This window comes from Pseudomonas sp. DR48 (assembly GCF_019823085.1).
GTDB lineage: Bacteria > Pseudomonadota > Gammaproteobacteria > Pseudomonadales > Pseudomonadaceae > Aquipseudomonas.
This window is the reverse complement of record NZ_CP081946.1, coordinates 716,579-740,217: the sequence shown is the minus strand read 5'-3', so window position 1 is coordinate 740,217 and position 23,639 is coordinate 716,579. Positions and strand designations below refer to the sequence as shown.

The following is a 23,639-nucleotide window of genomic DNA, read 5'->3' as shown; positions in this document are numbered from 1 at the left end:
TGGGGCGCCGGGGCTTGGGGTTTTTGTCGGGTTTGTATTTTCCTTTATAAACCTGTTTGGTGGTCGGGAAGGTGACTGGTAACTGACGGCGCTGTCAGTTTGGGGCGTTCTTTTGGTCTTGGCGGCCTTTGGGCCGACCATGTTCTCTTGGATGGACCTGGGCTAATTGTGGGAGCGGGCTTGCTCGCGAAGGCGGCCTGACAGCCGACCATTTTCTTTCAGGTGTACATATCCGTTGCTGCGGTAACGGCCACCTAGGGTTTCGCCCTGACGGCGAGTCCCTTTTGGCAAACGCCCCAAAAGGAACCAAAAGGTCTTGCCCCGGCGTCCGGCCCCTCGCCGGGGCTCGGTGTTCCTTCGTTCCGGCATTCATCTGGGGGCATCGCCTCCGGTCGGCTTCGCTTCGACCTCCTCTCGATGTGTTCGACTTCGTCGAACGGCGCTACGCGCCTGCCCCCCAGATGAACGCCTCCACTCAGCCTGCCGAAGGGGCGGGTGAGTCAAAATCAAAAGCAGGCGAGCTACCGCTCGGCCTATTGAGTGGTGAAGAACGGGTGGTACGCCGCGATTTACTGTGGGAGCTGGCCTGTCGGGTCGCCGCATCGCGGCGATGGCGGCCTGCCAGCCGACCAATCTCTCTCAGATGCACCCTATTCCCCTGTGGGAGCTGGCCTGCCGGCGATGGCGGCCTGCCAGCCGACCAATCTCCTGCAGATGTACACCGAACCCTGTGGGAGCTGGCCTGCCAGCGATGACGCCCTGCCAGCCGCCCAATCTCCTGCAGATGTACACCGAACCACTGTGGGAGCTGGCCTGCCAGCGATGACGCCCTGCCAGCCGCCCAATCTCCTGCAGATCTACCCCGAACCCTGTGGGAGCGAGCTTGCTCCGGGCGGCGTTCCGACGATGGCGGCCCGCCAGCCGACCAATCTCCTCCTGCTGCCCACTGATCGTTCCCTACGCTTCGCGTGGGAATGCCGCCCGGGACGCTCCGCGTTCCATTTTTGTGTTTAACGATGTGTAAGAAACACAGCGCTTTCCCACGCATTTTTCAGGTTGCCGGGTAGGAAGCGTGTTCTCTAACCTCTAGCTGTCGCTGCAAATTCAGCGACCGGGCGTGAGATCCCCGGCTACCAGTATGCATCTAGCGCCAATGCCACCATAATTGGCGCCAGTTTATCCGCTGCCTGTAAATGCGTTATGGCGGCTGTGTGCGGGCAGACTTCGGTCTGGCCGGGTGCCTACTACCGGTGATCTCACACTGCACATAGCTGCCACCTCTTCGCCGCTTGAGATCCGGCGAATGGTGGTACCGATTTCAGTAGGAGTTTGCATGGATAAGTTAATCCCCGACCCACCCCTCAACACCACAACCCCCAGCGCCGAGACCTCCCAGTCCGAAGCGCTCATCAAAGACAGCGAAGCGATAAAACGCGCGCTCGATTACTACCTCGATCCACCCGAGCAATACACCGTAAAACCGCGTCGTCCGAGCACGATGTTCATGGTTGTCCCCGAAGTTGATTCGGAAAGTCTGTTGGCTCATGCCTGTGAGTCTTTGGCGTCGGCGAGTGTGATGGCCGGTGATTTTGCGACGAATCTGGTGGGGCCGCAGCGGCATACGGTGTTGGCGATTCAGCAGGTGGTCATGCTGGCGGAGTTGGCGGTGAATCGGGTGTTGGACAGGGTTGAGGCTCCGGCGTAAATAGCGTTCGGTCAGGTTGAGCGCGTTATCGTTCTTCGCGAGCAGGCTCGCTCCCACAGGTGCTGGGGTTGCTCGCGATTGCGGTGTGTCAGTCATCACTAAACCCGACGGACTCGCTTGCCGCGTGAAGCTTGCGGCGCTCGACACGGGTATACTGCGGCCTTTCGCGGCTCGCTGACCGGGCCCGACTCTTTTGCATCACCCGGAGCTTTCATGACTTCCCCGACACAACCGCCGGTTGCCGACGCTTTGAGCGACGACCAGGCAGACCTGCCAGACAGCGTCGACTCCAGCGCAGACAGCGAATCCAAAGCCGCGATTCCGGCGTTCAAGTTCCCGTTCAAACCGGGTGAGTTGGCTGCTGCGAAGAATGCCAACCAGCCTTGGTACAAGAATGGCGCGAAGAATGGCCATACCAAGACGCCGGGGGCTGCGCCTCCGGGGACGCGTCGTTCGATGGGTAAGCGCTGAGTTTCAAACTCTGCGGTGCTTGATCTATCGCCTTCGCGAGCAAGCCCGCTCCCACAATTGATCTGTGTACGACACGGTTCAAATGTGGGAGCGGGCTTGCTCGCGAAGGGGTCATCAAAGGCAATACACCTTCTGGATCAAGCCGCCCTCAACGAAATAAACGCATAGTTCACCGGCGCATCCGTCGCCACCTGCGCCCCGGCTGCCTGTACTTGCCCGGCGATATCCTCCCCCGACACATGAAACAACCATTCACTGCCAGACGTCTGCAGCGGTTGCGCTGAAACCTGATCAATGACCGTGGCAAACGCGCTCATGTCCGGCAGATAAGCGGTAAACCCATCTCCCTTCAGCGCTGTAGTCCGAATCCCCAGTAATCCGCAAATTGCATCCTTGGTCTGAATGTCTTCTCGATCCGCCTGACGTGAGCGCTGGATCAGTCCTGCCAGTTCCTGATCCACCAGTTTGCCGCCAATGATCAAGTCCGGGCCTTGTTCCCAGGACTCCGGCGGGCATTCTTTAACGGCGGTGTTCAGCGCGATGTGCGGGTTGATTTCCATCGGGTAGATGCGGCACACCAGCGGTCGCCGTTCATAGATGCGGCAGAGGTTGTCTTCGTCAAGATTCCGGCAGGGACCGACGTTGTAGGCGGCAAAGGTGATCGCCACGTAGGCGTCAGACGCGCCGCTTCGAACCCGCGCTGAGCGGCGTTCGGCGTGTTCGCGTTGTTGCGCCGGCAGGCCCAGGCCGTTGCCCAGGAAACCTTCCACCAGCACGATCACTTGACCGCCGTCGGCTGCCCACATGCGGGCTTCGGCCAGGGTCAGGGGCACGTGGTGGTCGGTGCAGCATTTGCCGCAGCCTACGCAGGAAAACGTCGTATTCATCAGGCTTAAGGTCGCAGGTAAAAGGCAGGAAGCGGCGTCAGAATCTCACCGCATAGACCTGCGTCGAAGCAAGTTATGCGCCAGTCACTGGGCTTTGGTAGCGGGGCGGATGGCGTCCCATTCGGTCACGTAGGCGGTTTTGGTTTTCTTGTTGTAGAGGCAGAGTTCGGTGCCTTGCTGGCCTTTCATGTGTTTTTGCGGGTATTGGCCTTGCAGCAGCAACGCGGTGTAGCCGACGCGGTCGTCAAACTGGGCGGCGGTGCCGACGGGTTTGGCGTCTTTCAGGCCGCTGGCCTTGGTGCAACTGAAGAGGACGGCTTTGTCGTAGGCGGCCCAGGCGTCGGGGCTGGAGGCGTGGGCCTGGGTGGCGAGGGCGGTGAGGCAGAGGAAGGTCAGGGTGGTGGCTTTCATGGGGGCAGGCATCCTTGGGCATTGAGTTGGCCGAGGGTCGGAGTATGCCTGATGGTTTAGTGTTGAATGTGTCGGCCCCATCGCGAGCAGGCTCGCTCCCACAGTTGATCGAGTAAGACCTTCTCGCGATGGCGGTGGGTCAGGCTGGAACCAATTCCCGGCGGACCACATACATCCCGGCACTTTCATACAGGCGCTGCGCCCGAAGGTTGTCTTCCAGGACTTTCAAATCGACAAAGCCTTCCCGGCGATCCTGAAACACTTTGAACGCATGCAGCAGCAACGCACGGCCGAGCCCGAGACCTTGGGCCTGAGGATGCACCACCAGGTTTTTGATGTAGGCGCTGGTCCAGCACTGGCACACGCCAAGGATGCGCTCGCCCTCTAGCGCAATGAAACACAGGGACGGATCGTATTCGGGATCGGTCTCAAACCGTCGTTGCCAAACGTCCAGAGCAGGCACGCGGCCGCCACCTTGCTGATAACCCGTTTCCATCAAGTGGTGAACGGCTTCGGCCAGTTCGGGGCGGTATTGAACGAGGTCGATTCCCTTGGGCCAGGTGATGCCAGGCACACCCTGCGCCAGGTTGCGCCGCATCAAAAAGCAGAATTGCTCGGCCAAGACTCAGTGACCTTGTTCGGCGACTGCCTTGGCCGCCTCGATCAGGCATTTGGTCAGTTCCGGCGACGAGAACTTGGTCAGCACCGCGTTGGCCCCGGCCAGGCGCGCTTTTTCGCTGTTCATCGCACTGTCCAGAGACGTGTGCAGTAATACATAAAGGTGCGAGAAGTCCGGGGTTTCGCGCAGGGTGCGAGTGAAGGCATAGCCGTCCATCTCCGACATTTCGATGTCCGAGACGATCAGGTTGATCTGCTGCGCCGTGCCTTGCAGGTCCAGCAGGCAGTCGATGGCCTCCTTGGCGCTACGGGCGGTGTGGCATTGCAGGCCGAGGTTGCGCAGGGTGTGCACCGATTGCTGCAGCGCGACCTGGCTGTCGTCGACCACCAGAATCCGTGCGTTGCCCAGCACTTCGGCGTCTTCCATGCTCAGCTCGGTCGGGGCCATTTCGATCTGCGCCGGGGCGATGCCGTGGATGACTTTTTCGATGTCCAGCACTTGCACCAGCGTGCCGTCGACCGAGGTCACGCCGGTGATGTAGGAGCGCACACCGCCGGAGCCAAAGGGCGGCGGGCGGATGTCGGTGGTCAGGCAATGGACAATCTTGCTCACGGCCTGAACATGCAAGCCCTGTTTGGAGCGGCTGACGTCAGTGACGATCAGGCAGCCACCGTTCGGGTCTTCCAGCGGTCGCTCGCCGATGGCGCGGCTGAGGTCGATCACCGACAACGAGGCGCCGCGCAACGTGGCGATGCCTTTGACGTGGGGGTGCGACTCCGGCAGCTTGGTCAGCGGCGGGCAGGGAATGATTTCGCTGACTTTCAGCAGGTTGATTGCCATCAGCTTGCCACTGCGCAAGGTAAACAGCAGAAGCGAAAGTGAGTCTGCGCGGGCTTTGGTGGTGGACATAAAAACCTTCTGTGGAAAAAGGTGATGGGCGAGTTAAGAATCGCCAAAATCTATTGATGCCGGGTTATCGACTTGTTAGGGGCAGGCTTTAGTAAATCGGACGGCGCTCCGACGATAGGGCCGTCACTTCATCCCCAATCGCTTGGCCATCCGCCCCAGATTCGCTCGATCCAAGCCTAGCTCACGTGCCGCACTCGCCCAGTTGTCGTGATGCCGTTCCAGGCAGGCGCTGATCAATTGCCGCTGATAATTTTCGGTGGCTTCACGCAAATCCCCTGCGACCAACGCGACAGGCACGGCAGCGGGTTGTTCGGCGGGGAGTTCGACACTGCCATTGGGCAAGTCCAGATCCGCCGCACTCAAACTGAGAATCTTCGGCCGTTCCTTGCAATTGCCCAGCGCCTTTAATGCGCTGCGACCGATCAAGTGTTCCAGCTCCCGCACATTCCCCGGCCAGTCGTAAGCCAACAAAGCAGCTTGCGCGTCGCTGGTCAGCCGCAGGCTATTGAGGCCCATGCGCGAGCGGTTCTGTTCCAGGAAGTAGCCGCTGAGCAACAGCACGTCCCGTCCACGATCCCGAAGCGCCGGCACCTGCAACGGATAAACACTGAGGCGATGATAGAAGTCGGCCCGGTAGCGGCCGCTGCGCACTTCCTCGGCCAGGTCACGGTTGGTCGCCGCGATCAGTCGCACGTCCACCTGATGTTCTTTGTCCGAGCCCAAGCGCTGCAACTGACCGCTTTGCAGTACCCGCAACAGTTTGGCCTGCACGGTCAGCGACAGTTCGCCGACTTCATCGAGAAACAGCGTGCCGCCATTGGCCAGTTCGAACTTGCCGCGACGATCATTCGTCGCACCCGTGAAGGCGCCGCGCACATGGCCGAACAGTTCGCTTTCGACCAGCGTATCCGGCAGGGCGGCGCAGTTGAGGCTGATGATCGGTTTGTCCGCGCGAGGGGAAGCGGCGTGAATCGCCTGTGCCACCAATTCTTTGCCGACGCCGGTTTCACCAGTGATCAGCACGGTCAGGTCGCTGCCGCCCACCAGATTGATTTCTTCGACCAGGCGTTTATGCGCCTTGCTCTGGCCGATCATCTCGCGGTTCTGCTGGCCGCTGGCCTGACGATAAACCTCGGCGCGCTGATGTTCGTCTTCGACACGATTGGCCAGGCGTTCTATGCGCTCGGCGGCGTTGACGGTGGCGGCGGCGAGGCTAGCGAAGGCTTGCAGGGCATCCAGTTCAATCGGTTCAAATCGTTCCGGGTCGAGGGCATCGAGGGTCAGCAAGCCCCACGGGCGCTCGTCGATAAACAGCGGGCAGCCCATGCAATCGTGAACTTCCAGATGTTCGTCGAGGCCATCGACCAGACCGTCGTAAGGGTCGGGCAAGTCGCTGTCGGCGGCGAACCGCGTCGGGCCGTGACTGCTGAGCAGCGCTTCGAAGCGCGGGTGTTCGCTGACTTTGAAACGTCGGCCGAGGGTGTCGGTGCTCAACCCGTCCACGGCCAGCGGCACCAGCCATTCGCCATCAAGGCGCAGCAGGGCGGCGGCATCGCAGGGGAGCAGGGCGCGCATGGCTTCGAGCAAGCGCCGATAGCGCTCGCCCTCGGGCAGTTCGCGGGACAGGTCAGAGACCAGAGGCAGCAGGGCGGTGAGCAGCGATTTTGCAGTCATAGTGACTCCATGTAGTCGACATGACTATAAGTCAGTGGGTGTCGATATGACTACGTTGTTTTTAAACTATTGATTTTTAAGGTTTTAAATCTTGGCATGGAAACTGATAAGTCTAGGGTAATTCACATAAAGCTGGAGTCGACCTTATGCTTAGCGTTCAAGACCGTGCCATCGTCAAATCCACCGTGCCGCTGCTCGAAAGCGGTGGTGAAGCGTTGATCACGCACTTCTACCGCATGATGCTCTCCGAATACCCGGAAGTCCGCCCGCTGTTCAACCAGGCTCACCAGGCCAGCGGTGATCAGCCCCGCGCACTGGCGAACGGCGTGCTGATGTATGCGCGGCACATCGATCAGCTCGATCAATTGGGCGATCTGGTGGCCAAGATCATCAACAAGCACGTGGCCCTGCAAATTCTGCCTGAACATTACCCGATCGTCGGCACGTGCCTGTTGCGCGCCATCAGCGAAGTGCTGGGCGACGAAATCGCCACCCCTGAAGTGATGAGCGCCTGGGGCGCTGCATATGGTCAATTGGCCGAGATCCTGATCGGCGCCGAAACCAGCATCTACGACCAAAAAGAACAGGCACCGGGCGGCTGGCGTGGGGCGCGGGAATTCATCGTCGCGGCCAAAGTCGAGGAAAGCGCGGAAATCACTTCGTTCTACTTCGAACCTGCGGACAAAGGCGCGATTCTGGCCGCTGAACCAGGCCAATACATCGGCATGAAGCTGATCCTCGATGGCGAAGAGATTCGTCGCAACTATTCGTTGTCGGCGCTGGCCAACAAAGGCCAGTACCGCATCAGCGTTAAACGCGAGACCGGTGGCCGCGCCTCCAATCACTTGCACGATCAGTTGCATGTCGGTGCGAGCATTCAGCTGTTCCCGCCATCGGGCGAGTTCACCCTGACGGCCAGCGACAAACCGCTGGTGCTGATCAGCGGCGGCGTCGGGATTACTCCGACCCTGGCAATGCTTGAGGCGGCGTTGGCGACCGAACGTCCGGTGCACTTTATCCACTGCGCACGCAACGGCAGCGTTCACGCCTTCCGCGACTGGATCGATGGTCTGGCCGAGCGTCACCCGCAGCTCAAGCGCTTCTATTGCTACGCCGAAGATGACGGCGTGAGTCCGGCGGCGGACAAGGTCGGGCTGCTGAGCCGTGAGCAACTGGGCGAGTGGCTGCCGGAGCAGCGCGATCTGGATGCTTACTTCCTAGGGCCTAAAGGTTTCATGGCAGCCATCAAGCGCCACCTCAAAGCCTTGGGTGTGCCGGAGAAGCAAAGCCGTTACGAGTTCTTCGGGCCGGCTTCGGCGCTGGAATAAACAGCTGAGGCGACTCGGGAGACCGAGTCGCCTTCATCGCGAGCAAGCCCGGCTCCCACAGGATTGATGTCGATCACAAACATTGTGTACGACATCAATCCTGTGGGAGCCGGGCTTGCCCGCGATTGGCCGCACCTCGGTCTCGATTCGTAAAAATCCTTTAAAAGTTAATCCGTTCTTAACCGGTTTATCGTTTATTCCCCGATGCTGATGATAGGCGCTCGTTCGTTTACAGAATCAGGATCGCCCCATGACTCACATCACCTTCTCCCGCCTTCTTCTGACGGCTGCTGTATTGGCCAGTCCGTCCGTGTTTGCCGAGTCCGCCTTGCTCCAGCCGCAGACGCTGATCGTCGATCAGAGTTTGCCCAAGGTGCAGCGCGATGCCATGGAATTGGCCGCCCGGCGTTACGGCAGTTTCTGGAACACTGGGGAGGAGGCGTTGGCCAAGGCAGCCTTGTCGGAGCAGTTCATCGACAAGACACCGCCCGAAGGCCGGGTCCAGGGGCCGACCGGGCCATTGCTGGCGTCGAAGTTCTTTCGCGCGGCAGTGCCGGACCTGAGCTGTGAGATCGAGCAAATGATCATTGCCGGCGACCGGGTGGTGGTGCATTTGCACTTTCGCGGTCACTTCACAGGCCCGTTCAAGGCTCTCAAAGGGCAGGGCCAGCGTGTAGACTTCCGGGCAACCGATATCTATCAGATCAATAACGGTCGCATCGCGGCCAATTGGCATATCGAAGACAACATCAGCCTGATGCAGCAGCTGCAAGCGCAGCCGCCGGCGAGCTGATCCACGAGCACATAAGGGAAACGCGATGAGCGAGGAAACAATACGGTTGGGACGTGAGCGGCGTTATCTGGTGTTGCTGGGCATCATCTGCCTGGCGCTGATCGGCGGCGCGCTGTACATGCAGGTTGTGCTGGAGGAGGCGCCGTGCCCGCTGTGCATCCTGCAACGCTACGCGTTGTTGCTGATTGCGCTGTTTGCCTTTATCGGTGCGGCCATGCGCACCCGTCGCAGCATCACGGTGTTTGAAACCCTGGTGGTGATCAGCGCATTGGCCGGCGTCGCGGTGGCCGGGCATCACGTCTTTACCCAGTTCTATCCGGCGGTCAGTTGCGGCGTCGATGTGCTGCAACCGATTGTCGATGGCCTGCCGCTGGCGAAGATTTTCCCGCTGGGCTTCCAGGTCGATGGTTTCTGCTCCACGCCGTACCCGCCGATCCTCGGTCTGTCGCTGGCGCAATGGGCGCTGGTGGCGTTTGTGCTGATCGTGGTGCTGGTTCCGCTGCTGACTGTGCGTAACCGCAAAGCTCTGCGCTGAGAGACTGTCGCCGCACCGTTGCTTCAACCCGAAAACGCCCCGGCCCTCGTTGAGAGGACCGGGGCGTTTTGCATTTCAGGGCTCAAGTAGAAAGACCGTGATGTGTGACAGGGAAGGGTGCGACACGTGTGCGACATGTTGTCACAGCGCGACTGTCGCAAGGCGTTTCAACGCCGTGAATTGGTGCGTGGCTGTGCAACAACATTGGTCTTTTTGAACGTTTGGAGGCCGCTCGCCGAAAACAGCGAAGCAGGCAGTTTTAACAGGTCCCGGCGAATTGCCGGAACCCTTGTCACGTAGGGGCTTGGGCAGGGTCGGGGGCGGCGGTGATGGTCTCGAAGCTGTCTGAACTGCGCTAGGTAGACCTACTAATTTTGGTGTTTTTGTTGAGAATGAATTTCGATAAGATGCCGCACTTTTGCAAAAACCGTTAATGATTGTTGCTGGAATGGATAAAAATTATTTCGGGATGAGACATGGTTTATGAATCGTTACATATCTACAATCGCCCGCACTGAATTCCCGGCACTGCTCACCTTGAGCATGAAGTAGGGCGTCGAGGAGCATGAATGCTCCATGCGACCCCCAGGTGTCGGAGCCTTCCAACTATCCGCACCAAATGGAATTGGTCTGTAACAAGGCCTTTGACCACGAATTCGAATAAGAACTTAGCGCTAGCCCAGGATTTGTCGAACAGCGTCTGACGCGCGACGGGCAGCCACTTATTCAATCCAAGAAAATGCCAACCCTTGGCAGGGTGAAGTGTTGGCGATCAAAACCCAACTGCATTGCGCAAGCTGCTTTAGAGGTCGTGAGATGAGTAAAAACAGGTACCCCAGACTACTAGGCTTATTGCCGCTGCTCGGCACGTTGTTGCTGTCAGGCTGCAACATGACCTTGCTCGATCCAAAGGGTCAGGTCGGCCTGGACGAGCGAAACCTGATCATCACCGCAACGCTGCTGATGCTTCTGGTCGTGGTACCGGTCATCGTCATGACCTTCCTGTTTGCGTGGAAATACCGCGCCTCTAACCAGGACGCCGTGTACACGCCAAAATGGTCGCACTCCACCAAGATCGAAGTCGCTGTTTGGGCGATTCCGGTGCTGATCATCATTGCCCTGGGTTATGTCACCTACAAGTCGACCCACGCCCTGGACCCGTATCGTCCGCTGGAATCCGACGTCAAGCCGATCACCATTCAAGTGGTGTCGATGGACTGGAAGTGGCTGTTCATCTATCCCGAGCAAGGGATCGCCACGGTGAACAAGATCGTCTTCCCGGCCAACACGCCGATTAACTTCCAGATCACCTCCGACACCGTGATGAACTCGTTCTTCATCCCGGGCCTGGGTGGCCAGATCTACGCGATGGCGGGCATGCAGACCAAGCTGCACCTGATTGCCAACCAGAACGCTGAATTCGACGGTATCTCCGCCAACTACAGCGGCGCGGGTTTCACCGGCATGAAGTTCAAAGCAATCGCCACCTCTCAGGCAGATTTCGATGCCTGGGTCAGTGATGTCAAGAAGGCACCTAAACAGCTTGAAAAGGCTGAATACGAAGCCCTTTCCAAACCAAGCCAGAACAATCCAGTAGAGCTCTACTCCTCGTTCACGCCGAACCTGTTCCAGACCATCGTCGACAAGTACGAAGGCATGAAAGCAGGTCCGAAAGTGGACCACGAGAAGAAAGAGAAAGAAGTGGCCCAGATGGAAGGGATGGACATGAGTTCGCATTCAGCTGCCGGGGCAGAGGAGTAAACGATGTTTGGTAAATTAAGTTGGGAAGCGGTCCCGTTCCACGAACCGATCGTGATGGTGACCATTGCCATGATCGCGCTCGGCGGTCTGGGCGTGTTCGCTGCAATCACCTACTTCAAGAAGTGGACCTACCTGTGGACCGAGTGGCTGACGTCGGTCGACCACAAGAAAATCGGCGTGATGTACATCATCGTGGCCATGGTCATGCTGCTGCGCGGTTTTGCCGACGCCATCATGATGCGTACCCAGTTGGCCATGTCCACCGAAGGTTCGCCTGGCTACCTGCCGCCTGAACACTATGACCAGATCTTCACCGCTCACGGTGTGATCATGATCATCTTCATGGCGATGCCATTCTTCACCGGCCTGATGAACCTTGCAGTGCCGCTGCAGATCGGCGCGCGTGACGTTGCCTACCCGTTCCTGAACTCCCTGAGCTTCTGGCTGCTGATGTCTGGCGTGGTTCTGGTCAACGTGTCCCTGGGTGTCGGCGAATTCGCCCGTACCGGTTGGGTTGCGTATCCACCGCTGTCGGAACTGGGCTACAGCCCTGGCGTGGGTGTCGACTACTACATCTGGGCCCTGCAGCTATCGGGACTCGGGACGACACTGACGGGGGTCAACTTCCTGGCCACCGTGCTGAAAATGCGTACCCCGGGCATGAAACTGATGGACATGCCGATCTTCACCTGGACCTGCACCTGGGCCAACGTATTGATCGTCGCTTCCTTCCCGATCCTGACCGCTACCCTGGCTTTGCTGACGCTTGACCGTTACATGGATTTCCACATTTTCACCAATGAACTTGGTGGCAATCCAATGATGTACGTCAACCTGTTCTGGGCTTGGGGTCACCCTGAGGTTTACATCCTGATTCTGCCGGCGTTCGGGATCTTCTCCGAAGTCATCTCGGCGTTCACCGGCAAGAAACTGTTCGGCCACCACTCGATGATCTACGCCTCGGGCGCGATCTCGATCCTGGGCTTCATGGTTTGGCTGCACCACTTCTTCACCATGGGTTCGGGTGCCAACGTCAACGCCTTCTTCGGCCTGGCAACGATGCTGATTTCGATCCCGACGGGGGTGAAGCTATTCAACTGGCTGTTCACCATCTACCAAGGGCGTCTGCGTTTCACCAGCCAGGTTCTGTGGACCCTGGGCTTCATGGTGACCTTCGCCATCGGCGGCATGACCGGCGTACTGCTGGCCATTCCGGGTGCGGACTTCGTCCTGCACAACAGCCTGTTCGTGATCGCTCACTTCCACAACGTGATCATCGGCGGCGCCGTGTTCGGCTACATCGCAGGCTTCGGCTTCTACTTCCCTAAAGCGTTCGGCTTCAAGCTGCACGAAGGTTGGGGCAAGGCTGCGTTCTGGTTCTGGATCTCGGGCTTCTTCGTCGCGTTCATGCCGCTCTATGCACTGGGCTTCATGGGCATGACCCGTCGTCTGAACGCCACTACCAACCCTGAGTGGGTACCGTACCTGTACGTTGCCATGTTCGGTGCGGTGATGATCGCTTGCGGTATCGCCTGCCAGTTGATTCAGCTCTACGTCAGTGTTCGTGACCGTAAGAAGCCGGAAAACATGTGCGAGCACGGTGACCCGTGGAATGCCCACACGCTGGAATGGTCGACTTCGTCGCCACCTCCGTTCTACAACTTTGCCGTACTGCCAAAAGCCGACTGCATCGACCCGTTCACTGAAGCCAAGGAAGACGGTACTGCGTACCAGACTCCGGTCAAGTACGAGCCGATCCACATGCCAAACAACACCGCGACCGGTCTGGTCATGGGTGCTCTGTTGACCGTGTTCGGTTTCGCGATGATCTGGCACATCTGGTGGATGGCCATCTTCGGCCTCGCCGGCGCCGTGATCTACTTCGTGATCCACGCTGCCCGTGATGACCAGGGCTACATGGTGCCGGTCGACGTGATCGAGCGCACCGAAGCCGAGCAGCGCAAACGTCTGGTAGCCGCAGGGAAACTCCCGGCCTCTGCCACCCGTGTTGAAACCTCGTTGGAACAGGCTTAAACCATGTCGAACTTAGTGACCAATGCTGGACACACCCATGTCGATGGACATGGGCACGATGACCATCACCACGACTCGGGCGAGATGACCGTATTCGGTTTCTGGCTCTACCTGATGACCGACTGCATTTTGTTTGCGTCGATCTTCGCGGTGTACGCGGTACTGGTTAACAACGTAGCGGGTGGCCCGTCGGGCCACGACATCTTCGAGCTGCCATACGTGCTGGGCGAAACTGCCTGCCTGTTGTTCAGTTCGATCACCTACGGCTTCGCCATGCTGGCGTTGTTCAAGGGCAACAAGAAGGCGGTACTGGGCTGGTTGGCCATCACCTTCCTGTTCGGCCTGGGCTTCATCGGCATGGAGATCAACGAGTTCCACATGCTGATCTCCGAAGGCTACGGTCCTAACCGCTCTGGCTTCCTGTCCGGGTTCTTCACCCTGGTCGGCACCCACGGTCTGCACGTGACCAGCGGTCTGATCTGGATGGCGATCATGATGTATCAGGTCCAGAAAAACGGCCTGACGGCGACCAACAAGACCCGTCTGAGCTGCCTGAGCCTGTTCTGGCACTTCCTGGACGTGGTGTGGATCTGCGTATTCACCGTTGTTTACCTGATGGGGACTCTGTAATGGCTAACGCACACTCCCATGGTCACGACAGTCACGACGCCAGCCACGGCAGCGTCAAGTCCTACGCCATCGGCTTCATCCTGTCGGTGATCCTGACGATCATTCCTTTCGGCCTGGTGATGTACCCATCGCTGCCAAAAGCCATGACCCTCTGGATCGTACTGGCGTTCGCAGTGATCCAGGTGCTGGTGCACCTGGTGTACTTCCTCCATCTGGACCGTTCGGCTGCCCAGCGTAACAACGTGATCGCGTTTGTTTTCGCCGCACTGGTAATCGTCTTGTTGGTAGGCCTGTCGCTGTGGATCATGTTCAGCATCCACACCGTCATGATGGCGCACTGAGGAAAGTCCGGATGTCCTTTAAGCACTTTATCCAAATCACCAAACCGGGGATCATTTTCGGTAACGTGCTTTCTGTGGCGGGCGGATTTTTCCTGGCCTCGAAAGGGCATGTCGATCTGGCCATTTTCCTGGCCGCCATGATCGGCACGTCCCTGGTGGTGGCTTCCGGTTGCGTGTTCAACAACTGCATCGACCGCGACATCGACCTGAAGATGGAACGCACCAAGAATCGTGTGCTGGTCCAGGGCTTGATCTCCCTGAAACTGGCACTGATCTACGCGACCGTCCTCGGCGTTGCCGGTGTTGCCTTGTTGTACAAGGTGGCCAATCCGTTGGCCGCGCTGTTCGCCGTGATCGGTTTCGTCATCTACGTCGGCTTCTACAGCCTGTACCTCAAGCGCAAGTCGGTTCACGGCACGCTGGTGGGCAGTCTGTCGGGCGCCATGCCGCCGGTGATCGGTTACGTCGCCGTGACCAACAGCTTCGACATGGCCGCACTGACGTTGCTGGTGATGTTCAGCCTGTGGCAGATGCCGCATTCCTACGCCATCGCGATTTTCCGCTTCAACGATTACCTGGCTGCATCGATTCCGGTGCTGCCTGTTAAACGCGGAATCGAAGTGGCCAAGAAGCACATCCTGCTCTACATCCTGGCCTTCCTCGTGGCGACCTTGATGCTGACCTTCAGCGGCTACGCCGGCATGAGCTACCTCGCCGTCGCCGCGGCCATGGGCATGTACTGGTTGTACATGGCCTGGACCGGTTACAAGGCAGTGGATGACACGGTCTGGGCACGCAAGCTGTTCGTGTTCTCGATCTTCACCATTACCGCGTTGAGCGTGATGATGTCCCTGGACTTCAAAGTGCCGAGCGAGCTGTTGCTGACGTACGCGCCTTAAGCGTCGGACGCTGTAAAGAAAAGCCCCGCCTTCGAGAGAAGAGCGGGGCTTTTTGTTGGGGCTTTTCTGGTGGACCGCGGTGCGACCATCGCGAGCAGGCTCACTCCCACGTTAGTTCGGTGTTGCCACTCATTCCGAGTCCGACGCTGAAACCCTGTGGGAGCGAGCCTGCTCGCGATGGCCGCGACTCGGTTTATCAGAAAAACTCAGCTATCAAGCAATCGCAAAAACCGCTCACGCACCTGCGGGCTATCGCTGTGCGCTACGTTGAAGCGCAGGAAGCTGTTGGCATCAGCCGCTTTGCTCAACAAGGTGCCGGGTGCCAGGACGAGGTCGTTTTCAAGGCCTTTACTGGCCAGCGTCTCGGCGTGTAATCCTTCGGGCAAACGGGTCCAGATGAACAGGCCTTCGCCCGGCAGCGAAGACACCGAGCATCCGGCCTCGACCAGCCAGCGCGCCACGCGGCTGCTCGATTCGTAGAGGCGATCGACCGTGTGGCGGGTGTGTTTGGCATAGGTGCCGTTGGTGAGCATCGTGCAGATAATTTGTTCCGCCAGCTCTGAGGTCACTCCGCCGCAGCTCATCTTCAAGCGGATCAAGCGTGCGGCCAGTTGCGGCGAGAGCACTGCGTAGCTGACCCGGCTGTTGGCGGTCAGGGTCTTGGAAAAACCGGAGACGTAGCTGACGTTGTCCAGACCACTGGCAGCCAGTCGCGGGGTGTGTTTTTGCTGGAGATCGCCATAGAGGTCGTCTTCCACGATGTGGAAACCGTAACGGTGACTCAGCTCCAGTAAACGGTAAACCTGGGCGGCGGAGAACGAGTGCCCGGTCGGGTTGTGCAGCGTGCTGTTGCTCATGTAGAGGACGGGGCGATGGGCAATCAGCAATCGTTCGAACGCCTCCAGATCCAGGCCCTCGCAATCGCGGGCAATGGTGATGACCTTGGCGCCGTGCAACGCCAGGTTAGCGTGCATGTTGAAGTAGCACGGATCGTCCAGCAGCACTGTGTCGCCGGGTTTTATCAACAGGCGCATTAGCTGGTCGATGGCTTGCACGGTGTTGGCGGTGGTGATGATCTGCTCCACCGGCACCTCGATGCCGACGGTCGACAACTTTACCCGCAACGCCTCGCGCAGCGGCAGGTAACCGCCCACCTCACCGTATTCGCCCATGCGCAGCGCGGTCGCACGAAGGGTGCCGCGCACGGCTTTTAGGAGTTCTTCGGCGGGCAGCCACGAACCCGGCAAGAATCCGCATCCGGGGCGCAACGCGCCATTGTTCAACAGGATTGCACGGCGGACCCGACTGAGTATGTCCTGGGGTTGCAGGTCCGGGCCTGGCGCAGCCGGTGGCTGGTTGATGGCCCGTTGGACGTAGTGCCCCGAGCCTTGGCGTGAAACCACCAGCCCCTTGGCGCGCAATCGGTCCAAGGCATCGACCACCGTGGATTTGCCCACGTTCATCAATTCGGACAGTTCGCGAATCGGTGGCAACTTGGCCCCGTGAGGCAAGCCACCCTGGCTGATTGCCACAGACAGCTGATCGACGATCTGCTGCACCAGCGGAACTCCCGGCTGGAATTCGATGGCGGCGATCACTGCGCGCTGAGCCTGCATTTTACTGGTCTCCCTGGCAGTAAAGTTCGCTGGATTCTATACGAACTTGCCCTGATCAACGCAAACGACTGCCTCTACCATCATCTGCGCGGTTCGCATGATTGACCAAGGGGGTCCAGTAGATGATTCAGCAGATAACCCGCGATGAACGCTTCCTCGCGATGGCCAAAGAACACGGCTTTGACATCTACGACGAGAACGCAGCCGGCGGGCACTACGCGCCGCTGCTTCGGCACGGTGACGAGGTGTATGTCAGTGGCCTGGTGCCGCGCATGAACGGCAAAGTCCAGTACCCCGGGCGCGTCGGGCTGGAACTCAACATGGCCGATGCTCAAGAGGCCGCCAGCATCAGTGCGATACGCGGGCTGGCGCTGATCCGCGAGGCCATCGGTTCACTGGATAGCGTCAAGGCGCTCCTTCGCATCACGGTGTATGTGAAGTCCACATTCGATTTTGTCGACCTGAGTGAAGTGGCCAACGGTGCATCGGACGTGCTCACGCATGTATTGGGTGATGCCGGTCGACATACGCGAACGACTGTCGGTGTTTACCAGTTGCCGAAAAACGCCCCCGTCGAAATCGACATGATCGCGGCGCTGCATCCGTCGGCGTAATCAATTCAACGGGCAATAAAAAGCCCCGCCTGCGAGGGCGGGGCTTTGAGGTGTGACGTGTTACTGCGCGGCGATGCTGTAGCCGTCGAACGCGGTTTGCTGCTGAAGGGCAGTGATGATGTTCTTGCGGTTGACCGCTTGTTCGGCCCCGGTGTTGTCCAGGAACGTCTCGCTCTCGATCTCTGCGTCATCGCCTTCGCCGACGAAGGTGAAACCGAGGAATTCCAGCGCTTTGCGATCAACGTTCAGGCTCGAACGGGGAGTGCGCAGCGGCAGCGTGACGCTTACGCCGTCCTTGCTGATGGTGAACACTTCAAGATCTTTCTTGGCACGAGCCGCTTTGCTCTTGCCGCTGCTCGGGTTGCTGATGGCCTGATGCGTCTGGTTCAGCACCTTCAATGCCAGGCCATAAACGATTTCCTGAAAGGCCGGATCGTCCTTGAAACTGGACAGAATGCGGCTGATCGGGAATTTGCTGCTCAAGTCTTCCAGCGCGGCAATGTCAGCGGCTTCGGCATCTTTGAGTTGCTTGAGCTCGCCCATCAATTCGTAGGCTTTATCGTCGTCGAAGCTATCGTGGGCCTGGCGGATCGCGGTGCGCAGCTCGCGGATCTGGTCGCTTTCCCGAGTGGACTGAAACGCGTCCAGGACCATCTCGCTGATGGTCTTGGCTTGTGGAACATGCTGTGAAAGATTGATGGAGTTTTCGTATTCCGCTTTGGACGACAAGGTGACTACGGATTCAGCGGTATTGGAATCGGACATTGAAATTTCACTACTTCTTTTAACTTGGGTTTAGGCGAGAAAGCACAGGGCCTTTTCAGGCCGCCTAATCTATTGGACGCAGCCTGAGTTGTCACGGATGAACAGGCCGCTGGTCATCATTTTTGCCGTGGAGGCTTTAGCCTGCGGCCACCATTTGTTGAAGCTCCAGCGCATTGGCGGTCGCCGCGCCACTGGCGGTGTTGTCGAAAATGCACCAGGTGTGCCTGTCTTGGGCTTGGGGTCGCAGCGTTATGGCCAGTTCTTCCAGCCATGGCGTCTCGTAGCTTGAGTAGTAGATTCTCGGTGAACCGTGCAACCGGAAATAGCGGATGCCCGGCCACGCGCCGGGCACGTCACCTTCGGGGATCGGCGAAGGATCGGCTGCCACTTGCCCGATTCGATGTTCAATCAGCAATGCCTGCGCCTGCGGTGTTTGCCAGCTGACATGCCTGGGCTCCAACACTGCAAACCCGTCGTAGCGCGAACGAAATACGCTGAAGAAGCCTTGAGCCGTCTTGTCTTCAAAAGCCAGGGAAGGTGGCAGCTGGATGAGCAGGCAACCAAGCTTCTGGCCCAAATGGGAGCATTGCCCGATGAACTCATCGATCAGCTTTGCACAGTCCAGCAAACGCGCTTCGTGGGTAATCTGCCTGGGGACTTTGACCGAAAACCGAAAACCCTCCGGCACGTTTTCGGCCCACCGGGCATACGTTGCCGGGCGGTGGGGTCGATAGAACGAACTGTTGATTTCCACGCATGTCATCCGGCCGGCATAGCGCTGCAAGTGAGTGCCTGCGGCGGGAAATGCCTCCCAATGATCACGGGGCAGGCTCCAGCCGGCGCAGCCGATGTACAAGGGCGTCGTGGCAGTCATCAAGGGTTTCGCCTCAGCATCGGGTCGGGTTCAAAGCTGTGACCGCTGAAACGAGGCTATTTCCCCATCGAGTTCAGGTTCATCGAGCGAACGGCCCATTGTTCAGCGGTTTGCTCATCCACCGGCAAGGAGAAACGGAAAGTCGCGCCGCGCCCTGGCACATCGACCAACTGGATCTCGATACCGTGTAGCTGCAGGATCCGATGCACGATGCGCAATCCCAATCCGCCATCGCGTCGGGCACCGCCAATGTTGAATGGACGCAGGAACAAGCCTTCGCGCAATTGTGGGGCTATGCCCGGTCCGGTGTCGCTGACGGTGACCTCAATGAACGACCCGTGAGGACGCAGGCTCAACTCGATTTCGCCGCCTTGTGGTGTATCGCGCAGGGCATTGTCGAACAGATTGGTCAGCACCCGCTCGATCAGCCCCAGATCGGCGCAAGCCGTCGAAATGTTCGGTGCGAAGCTCGCCTTGAGTTCGATCTGGCGTGCCTCGGCGGTGAGTTCGAATTTCTGGAAGATGTCCTGCACCAGATCGGTCAGGGAGAAACGTTCGAGCACCGGTTGTACAAAACCGTGCTCCAGCCGCACCAGTTCCAGCAGTGATTGCGCCAGGCCGCCGACCTTGCGGCTTTGATCCAGTGCGATGCCCAGGTAGCGCCGGCGGTCAGCGGGGGACAGCGTGGTGTCCTTGAGCGACAGCGTTTCCAGATAACCGTGCAGCGAAGCCAGCGGTGTGCGCAAGTCGTGGGAGATGTTGGCCACCAGTTCGCGGCGCTCCTGATCCTGGCGGGTCAACGAACGCCATTGTTCGCTGAGGCGGGTTTGCATCTGGCGGAAGGCGGCGTCGAGCACGGCGATTTCATCGTGGCTGGCTGCTTTTTCAACCGGTTCCGGGGCGGGCGGTGTCGTGGGGACGGCGTCGATGTCGAACTGGCTGACTCGTTCGGTCAAGCGCCGCAGCGGCCGGGTGATCAGGGCAAATGCCGTGAGACCGGCGATCAGGCACAACAACGCCACCAGACCAATGGACAACAGGGCTGTATTGAGCGCAGCGCTGGTGGCGCCTCGCTCGGCAAAGCGGTCGTGTTCTTCGCTGAGCAACACCACATACAGGTAACCCGCGGGTTTACCGTTGACCTGCAGCGGCGCGGCGCTGAACACCTTGCGGCCCTCGGTGCTGCGCGGGTCGTCACCGAGAATCGGTAGCGCGTCGCCCTTGAGCAAACGCTGGATCGGCGTCAGATCAATGCGCTCGCGATGTATCCGGCCCTCCGGCGCGGCACTGCCGACAATGCGGCCTTCGGTGTCCAGCAGGTACACCTCGACACTGGGGTTGACCAGCATGAGCTTGCTGAACAATTCGCGCACGGCATCGGGCATCAGGCCATTGCTGTCCATCAGCACCGTGTCGCGGGCGATGTGCTGCGCCAGGTCCCGGGACAATCCTTGCACCACTTCCAGTTCATGCATCTGGTTGGAGCGCACTTGCATCCAGGCCGATGTGCCGCAGCACACCAGCAACAGAACGGCGAATACCAGGGACAGGCGTTGTGTCAGGGTCAGCCTCATGGCTGCTCCTCCCTGGCCGCGAATTTATAACCGCGACCCCACACCGTGAGGATACGCGCGGGTTGCGCCGGATCGGCCTCGATCTTGGCCCGCAGGCGGTTGATGTGGGTGTTGACCGTGTGCTCGTAGCCTTCGTGGCTGTAGCCCCAGACCGCGTTGAGCAGGTCCATGCGCGAGAACACTTTGCCGGGCTGGCGGACGAAGAAATACAGCAGGTCGAATTCCCGTGGCGTGAGGTCCAGGCGCCGACCGTCGAGCGTGACGTCGCGGGTGATCGGGTCGATGGAAAGACCGTCGGCGAGCAGGCTGCCGGCATCCATTTTCAGATTGCGCGCCATCGCGTCGACGCGTCGCAGCAAGGCTTTGACCCGGGCGACCAGTTCCAGCATGGAAAAAGGCTTGGCCAGGTAATCGTCGGCACCGAGCTCCAGCCCCAAAATGCGGTGCACTTCGCTGGAGCGTGCGCTGGTGATGATGATCGGTGTGTAGCGAGCCATTGCCCGCGCTCGACGGCAGATTTCCAGGCCGTCGACGCCGGGCAACATCAGGTCGAGGATCAGGGCGTCCCAGCTTCCTTGCTGCAGCAGTTGCATGCCCTCGTTACCGTCGGCGCAGTGCACCACCTCGAACTGCTCATCGCGTAGATGAAGGCAGATAAGGTCGGCGATGTGCAGGTCGTCTTCGACCACCAGGACACGTTTGGTCTGTTCCATAAAGCTCAATCCTTTGTAGCGCAATGGGCACATTGTGCGGGTTTTCCTCGGGTCGAGTTATCACGAATTGTTTAACTCCCCGTGAGGATTTGGCGATCAACCCAAGCCTAGGCTGTGTTCCATGTCAGGCACCTGGAATTTTGGAGAAGGCCATGTTTTCACGGCGACAGTTTCTTGTAGCGAGCGGCGGGCTGGGGGCTGCAGCGTTGGTGATCGGTGTATTGCCAAAATTTGCCGCCAGCACGGCGCTGGTCAGCGATGCCAGTGCAGCGGAGGTTTTCGAGGTGACTCACAGCGACAGCGAATGGCGCGCCATGCTCAGCCCCGAGCAATACAAAATCCTGCGAGAAGAGGGCACGGAGCGGGCCTACAGCAGCCCGCTGAACAATGAGCACCGCGAGGGTATGTTCGTCTGTGCCGGTTGTAATCTGCCGCTGTTTTCCTCCAAAACCAAATTCGACAGCGGCACCGGTTGGCCGAGTTTCTGGACGCCGCTGGACAACGCGGTGGCCACCCGTCAGGACCGGTCCCTCGGCGTCGTGCGTGAAGAAGTGCATTGCAGACGGTGCGGTGGTCATTTGGGCCATGTCTTCGATGACGGGCCAAAACCCACCGGCCTGCGCTACTGCATGAACGGGTTGGCGCTGACCTTCGTGCCCCAGGCGGTTTGATCCGTGGGCCCGTCCCTCCACTCACTTCATGCAGGTCGATGCTATGTGGCTTCTGGTTCTCGCTTATCTCGGTGGTGTACTGACGATTGTCAGTCCGTGCATCCTGCCGGTACTGCCCTTTGTCTTCGCACGCACCGGGCAGCCATTTATGAAAAGTGGTTTGCCGCTGTTGGCGGGCATGGCACTGACCTTCGCGCTCGTCGCCTCGTTGGCGGCGGTGGGCGGCGGCTGGGTGGTGCAAGTCAATCAGTACGGTCGCTGGCTCGCGTTGCTGTTCGTGGCACTGTTCGGTCTGACGCTGTTGCTGCCGCGGCTGGCCGAGCGTCTGACCCGGCCACTGGTGGCCGCCGGCAGTCGCCTGTCGGAAGCGGCGGGCACCGACCCCAAACCACGTCCCGGCGCTTCGTTCCTGATCGGCGTCGCTACGGGCCTGCTCTGGGCTCCCTGCGCCGGGCCGATTCTGGGCCTGCTGCTGACCGGGGCCGCGCTGCAAGGGGCAAGCATCGCAACCACCTTGTTGTTGCTGGCCTACGCCGCCGGTGCCGCTACCTCCCTCGCCGTGGCGCTATTGCTGGGCGGTAAAGTCTTCGCCGCGATGAAGCGTTCGATTGGTGCTGGCGAGTGGCTGCGTCGCGGACTGGGCGCGGCAATGCTGGCCGGTGTGGCGGCGATTGCCCTGGGGCTGGATACCGGGATTCTGGCGCGGTTCTCGACCGCTTCCACTGGCGGCATCGAGCAAGCGCTGGTTGGCCGGTTGGCGGGGCAGTCACCGAGTAACGGCGGGGTAATGATGGCCGCTGGCGGGGCGATGAAAGTGTCGGCGAAAGCGCCGGATGCATTGCCAGTCGAAGGCAACCTCCCGCCGCTTGACGGTGCTGTCCAATGGCTCAATTCGCCGCCTCTGACCGCACAGGCGTTGAAGGGCAAAGTCGTGTTGGTGGATTTCTGGACTTACTCCTGCATCAACTGTCTGCGCACCTTGCCGTATGTGAAAGCCTGGGCCGAAAAATACCGTGATCAGGGGCTGGTGGTCATCGGTGTCCATGCCCCCGAGTTCGCCTTCGAGCGTGATGTGGGCAATGTCACCAAAGCCATGAAGGACCTGGGGATCAACTACCCGGTTGCAGTCGATAACGACTATCGGATCTGGCGAGCTTTCAATAACGAGTATTGGCCGGCCCATTATTTTGCCGACGCTCAAGGGCGCATTCGCTATCACCACTTCGGTGAAGGCGAGTACGCCGAATCGGAACGGGTTATCCAGCAGTTGCTGCGTGAAGCGGGCGCCGCAAAAGTCGACAGCGGGTTGATCAATGCCGACGCCACGGGTGTTCAACTCGCACCGGACATGAACGAAGTGCAATCGCCGGAAACCTATGTCGGCTACCAGCGCGCGGAGCATTTCGTGCCTGAGGCCAGTCTGGCGCCGGACACTGTCGCGACGTACAGCCCGCCCTCCCAACTGGCTCTCAACGACTGGAGCCTCGGCGGTCGATGGAAAGTCGGCTCGGAACGTGCCACCTCAAGCGCGCCGGCCAGTCGAATCGTCTACCGCTTTCACGCGCGGGATCTGCATCTGGTCCTGGGCCCCAATGCGGACGGAAAACCGGTGCGCTTCAAAGTGCTGATTGACGGACAAGCGCCCGGCGATGCCCACGGCACTGACGTGGCACCCGATGGTCGCGGTCTCGTCACCGAACAGCGTTTGTATCAATTGGTGCGCCAGAACAGCGCTGTGACCGATCACACCTTCAGCATCGAGTTTCTTGATCCGGGCGTGTCGGCGTATGCGTTTACGTTCGGTTGATAGCCTTT

The 23,639-nt window shown here is 59.5% G+C and carries 23 protein-coding genes; 13 read left to right on the top strand and 10 right to left on the bottom strand.

The window, feature by feature from the left end; all coding sequences use genetic code 11:
- Positions 1–1,333 precede the first annotated feature (1,333 nt).
- Together K5K95_RS03350 and K5K95_RS03345 are read left to right on the top strand one after the other, a co-directional pair.
- Positions 1,334–1,705 carry a DUF6124 family protein gene (locus K5K95_RS03350; protein WP_222588372.1) on the top strand — a complete coding sequence of 124 codons (372 nt, stop codon included), beginning with the start codon at positions 1,334–1,336 and terminating at the stop codon, positions 1,703–1,705.
- A 213-nt stretch (positions 1,706–1,918) separates the two neighbouring features.
- Positions 1,919–2,176, top strand: a complete 258-nt coding sequence (locus K5K95_RS03345; RefSeq protein WP_222588371.1) for a hypothetical protein — start codon at positions 1,919–1,921, stop codon at positions 2,174–2,176.
- A 137-nt stretch (positions 2,177–2,313) separates the two neighbouring features.
- Here the strand turns inward: K5K95_RS03345 and K5K95_RS03340 are convergent, their stop codons facing one another.
- From K5K95_RS03340 to norR, 5 genes are all read right to left on the bottom strand, one after another.
- The gene (locus K5K95_RS03340) at positions 2,314–3,063 is read right to left on the bottom strand and encodes a YkgJ family cysteine cluster protein (protein ID WP_222588370.1); all 750 of its coding nucleotides are present in this window, start codon (positions 3,061–3,063) and stop codon (positions 2,314–2,316) included.
- Positions 3,064–3,147: 84 nt separating this feature from the next.
- The gene (locus K5K95_RS03335; protein WP_222588369.1) at positions 3,148–3,474 is read right to left on the bottom strand and encodes a hypothetical protein; all 327 of its coding nucleotides are present in this window, start codon (positions 3,472–3,474) and stop codon (positions 3,148–3,150) included.
- A gap of 139 nt (positions 3,475–3,613) precedes the next feature.
- Complete coding sequence (locus K5K95_RS03330) at positions 3,614–4,072, bottom strand: GNAT family N-acetyltransferase (RefSeq protein ID WP_222590282.1); 459 nt, start codon at positions 4,070–4,072, stop codon at positions 3,614–3,616.
- A 27-nt stretch (positions 4,073–4,099) separates the two neighbouring features.
- Positions 4,100–5,002 carry a chemotaxis protein CheV gene (locus K5K95_RS03325; protein WP_017340667.1) on the bottom strand — a complete coding sequence of 301 codons (903 nt, stop codon included), beginning with the start codon at positions 5,000–5,002 and terminating at the stop codon, positions 4,100–4,102.
- A 123-nt stretch (positions 5,003–5,125) separates the two neighbouring features.
- Positions 5,126–6,676, bottom strand: a complete 1,551-nt coding sequence (norR, locus tag K5K95_RS03320) for a nitric oxide reductase transcriptional regulator NorR (protein WP_208671519.1) — start codon at positions 6,674–6,676, stop codon at positions 5,126–5,128.
- A gap of 146 nt (positions 6,677–6,822) precedes the next feature.
- Between norR and hmpA the strand changes: the two genes are divergently transcribed.
- From hmpA to cyoE, 8 genes are all read left to right on the top strand, one after another.
- Positions 6,823–8,004: an NO-inducible flavohemoprotein gene (hmpA, locus tag K5K95_RS03315; RefSeq protein WP_222588368.1), complete on the top strand. Its 1,182-nt coding sequence runs from the start codon at positions 6,823–6,825 to the stop codon at positions 8,002–8,004.
- A 250-nt stretch (positions 8,005–8,254) separates the two neighbouring features.
- On the top strand, positions 8,255–8,797 hold the full coding sequence (locus tag K5K95_RS03310) for an ester cyclase (protein WP_222588367.1): 543 nt from the start codon (positions 8,255–8,257) through the stop codon (positions 8,795–8,797).
- A 25-nt stretch (positions 8,798–8,822) separates the two neighbouring features.
- Positions 8,823–9,332, top strand: a complete 510-nt coding sequence (locus tag K5K95_RS03305; protein WP_222588366.1) for a disulfide bond formation protein B — start codon at positions 8,823–8,825, stop codon at positions 9,330–9,332.
- Positions 9,333–10,148: 816 nt separating this feature from the next.
- Positions 10,149–11,093 (top strand): ubiquinol oxidase subunit II, encoded by a 945-nt coding sequence (gene cyoA / locus K5K95_RS03300; protein WP_208671522.1) that lies wholly within the window; start codon positions 10,149–10,151, stop codon positions 11,091–11,093.
- Positions 11,094–11,096: 3 nt separating this feature from the next.
- A complete protein-coding gene (gene cyoB / locus K5K95_RS03295) occupies positions 11,097–13,127 on the top strand; it encodes a cytochrome o ubiquinol oxidase subunit I (protein ID WP_090180330.1) in 2,031 nt (676 codons plus the stop codon).
- Positions 13,128–13,130: 3 nt separating this feature from the next.
- Positions 13,131–13,757, top strand: a complete 627-nt coding sequence (locus tag K5K95_RS03290; RefSeq protein WP_027922711.1) for a cytochrome o ubiquinol oxidase subunit III — start codon at positions 13,131–13,133, stop codon at positions 13,755–13,757.
- Entirely contained in the window at positions 13,757–14,098 is a 342-nt protein-coding gene (gene cyoD, locus K5K95_RS03285; RefSeq protein ID WP_222588365.1) for a cytochrome o ubiquinol oxidase subunit IV, read from the top strand. The genes K5K95_RS03290 and cyoD overlap by 1 nt, the downstream gene beginning before the upstream one ends.
- Positions 14,099–14,109: 11 nt before the next feature.
- The gene (gene cyoE, locus K5K95_RS03280; protein ID WP_090180333.1) at positions 14,110–14,997 is read left to right on the top strand and encodes a heme o synthase; all 888 of its coding nucleotides are present in this window, start codon (positions 14,110–14,112) and stop codon (positions 14,995–14,997) included.
- 206 nt (positions 14,998–15,203) lie between these two features.
- On the opposite strand, the gene K5K95_RS03275 is transcribed toward cyoE, so the two are convergent.
- The gene (locus tag K5K95_RS03275; RefSeq protein WP_222588364.1) at positions 15,204–16,613 is read right to left on the bottom strand and encodes a PLP-dependent aminotransferase family protein; all 1,410 of its coding nucleotides are present in this window, start codon (positions 16,611–16,613) and stop codon (positions 15,204–15,206) included.
- 122 nt (positions 16,614–16,735) lie between these two features.
- Between K5K95_RS03275 and K5K95_RS03270 the strand changes: the two genes are divergently transcribed.
- A complete protein-coding gene (locus K5K95_RS03270) occupies positions 16,736–17,227 on the top strand; it encodes a RidA family protein (protein WP_222588363.1) in 492 nt (163 codons plus the stop codon).
- A 60-nt stretch (positions 17,228–17,287) separates the two neighbouring features.
- Here the strand turns inward: K5K95_RS03270 and K5K95_RS03265 are convergent, their stop codons facing one another.
- The 4 genes from K5K95_RS03265 to K5K95_RS03250 all read right to left on the bottom strand — a co-directional run bounded on the left by K5K95_RS03265 (position 17,288) and on the right by K5K95_RS03250 (position 21,153).
- Positions 17,288–17,992: a hypothetical protein gene (locus K5K95_RS03265; protein WP_222588362.1), complete on the bottom strand. Its 705-nt coding sequence runs from the start codon at positions 17,990–17,992 to the stop codon at positions 17,288–17,290.
- A gap of 136 nt (positions 17,993–18,128) precedes the next feature.
- A complete protein-coding gene (locus K5K95_RS03260) occupies positions 18,129–18,866 on the bottom strand; it encodes a DUF72 domain-containing protein (protein ID WP_222588361.1) in 738 nt (245 codons plus the stop codon).
- Positions 18,867–18,922: 56 nt separating this feature from the next.
- Positions 18,923–20,440, bottom strand: coding sequence for a sensor histidine kinase (locus K5K95_RS03255; protein ID WP_222588360.1), 1,518 nt, complete (start codon positions 20,438–20,440; stop codon positions 18,923–18,925).
- Positions 20,437–21,153, bottom strand: a complete 717-nt coding sequence (locus K5K95_RS03250; RefSeq protein WP_222588359.1) for a response regulator transcription factor — start codon at positions 21,151–21,153, stop codon at positions 20,437–20,439. The genes K5K95_RS03255 and K5K95_RS03250 overlap by 4 nt, the downstream gene beginning before the upstream one ends.
- Positions 21,154–21,305: 152 nt before the next feature.
- On the opposite strand from K5K95_RS03250, the gene msrB reads away from it, so the two are divergent.
- Together msrB and K5K95_RS03240 are read left to right on the top strand one after the other, a co-directional pair.
- Positions 21,306–21,824, top strand: coding sequence for a peptide-methionine (R)-S-oxide reductase MsrB (gene msrB, locus K5K95_RS03245; RefSeq protein ID WP_222588358.1), 519 nt, complete (start codon positions 21,306–21,308; stop codon positions 21,822–21,824).
- A gap of 43 nt (positions 21,825–21,867) precedes the next feature.
- The gene (locus K5K95_RS03240) at positions 21,868–23,631 is read left to right on the top strand and encodes a cytochrome c biogenesis protein DipZ (RefSeq protein WP_222588357.1); all 1,764 of its coding nucleotides are present in this window, start codon (positions 21,868–21,870) and stop codon (positions 23,629–23,631) included.
- The last annotated feature ends 8 nt before the right edge of the window (positions 23,632–23,639 follow it).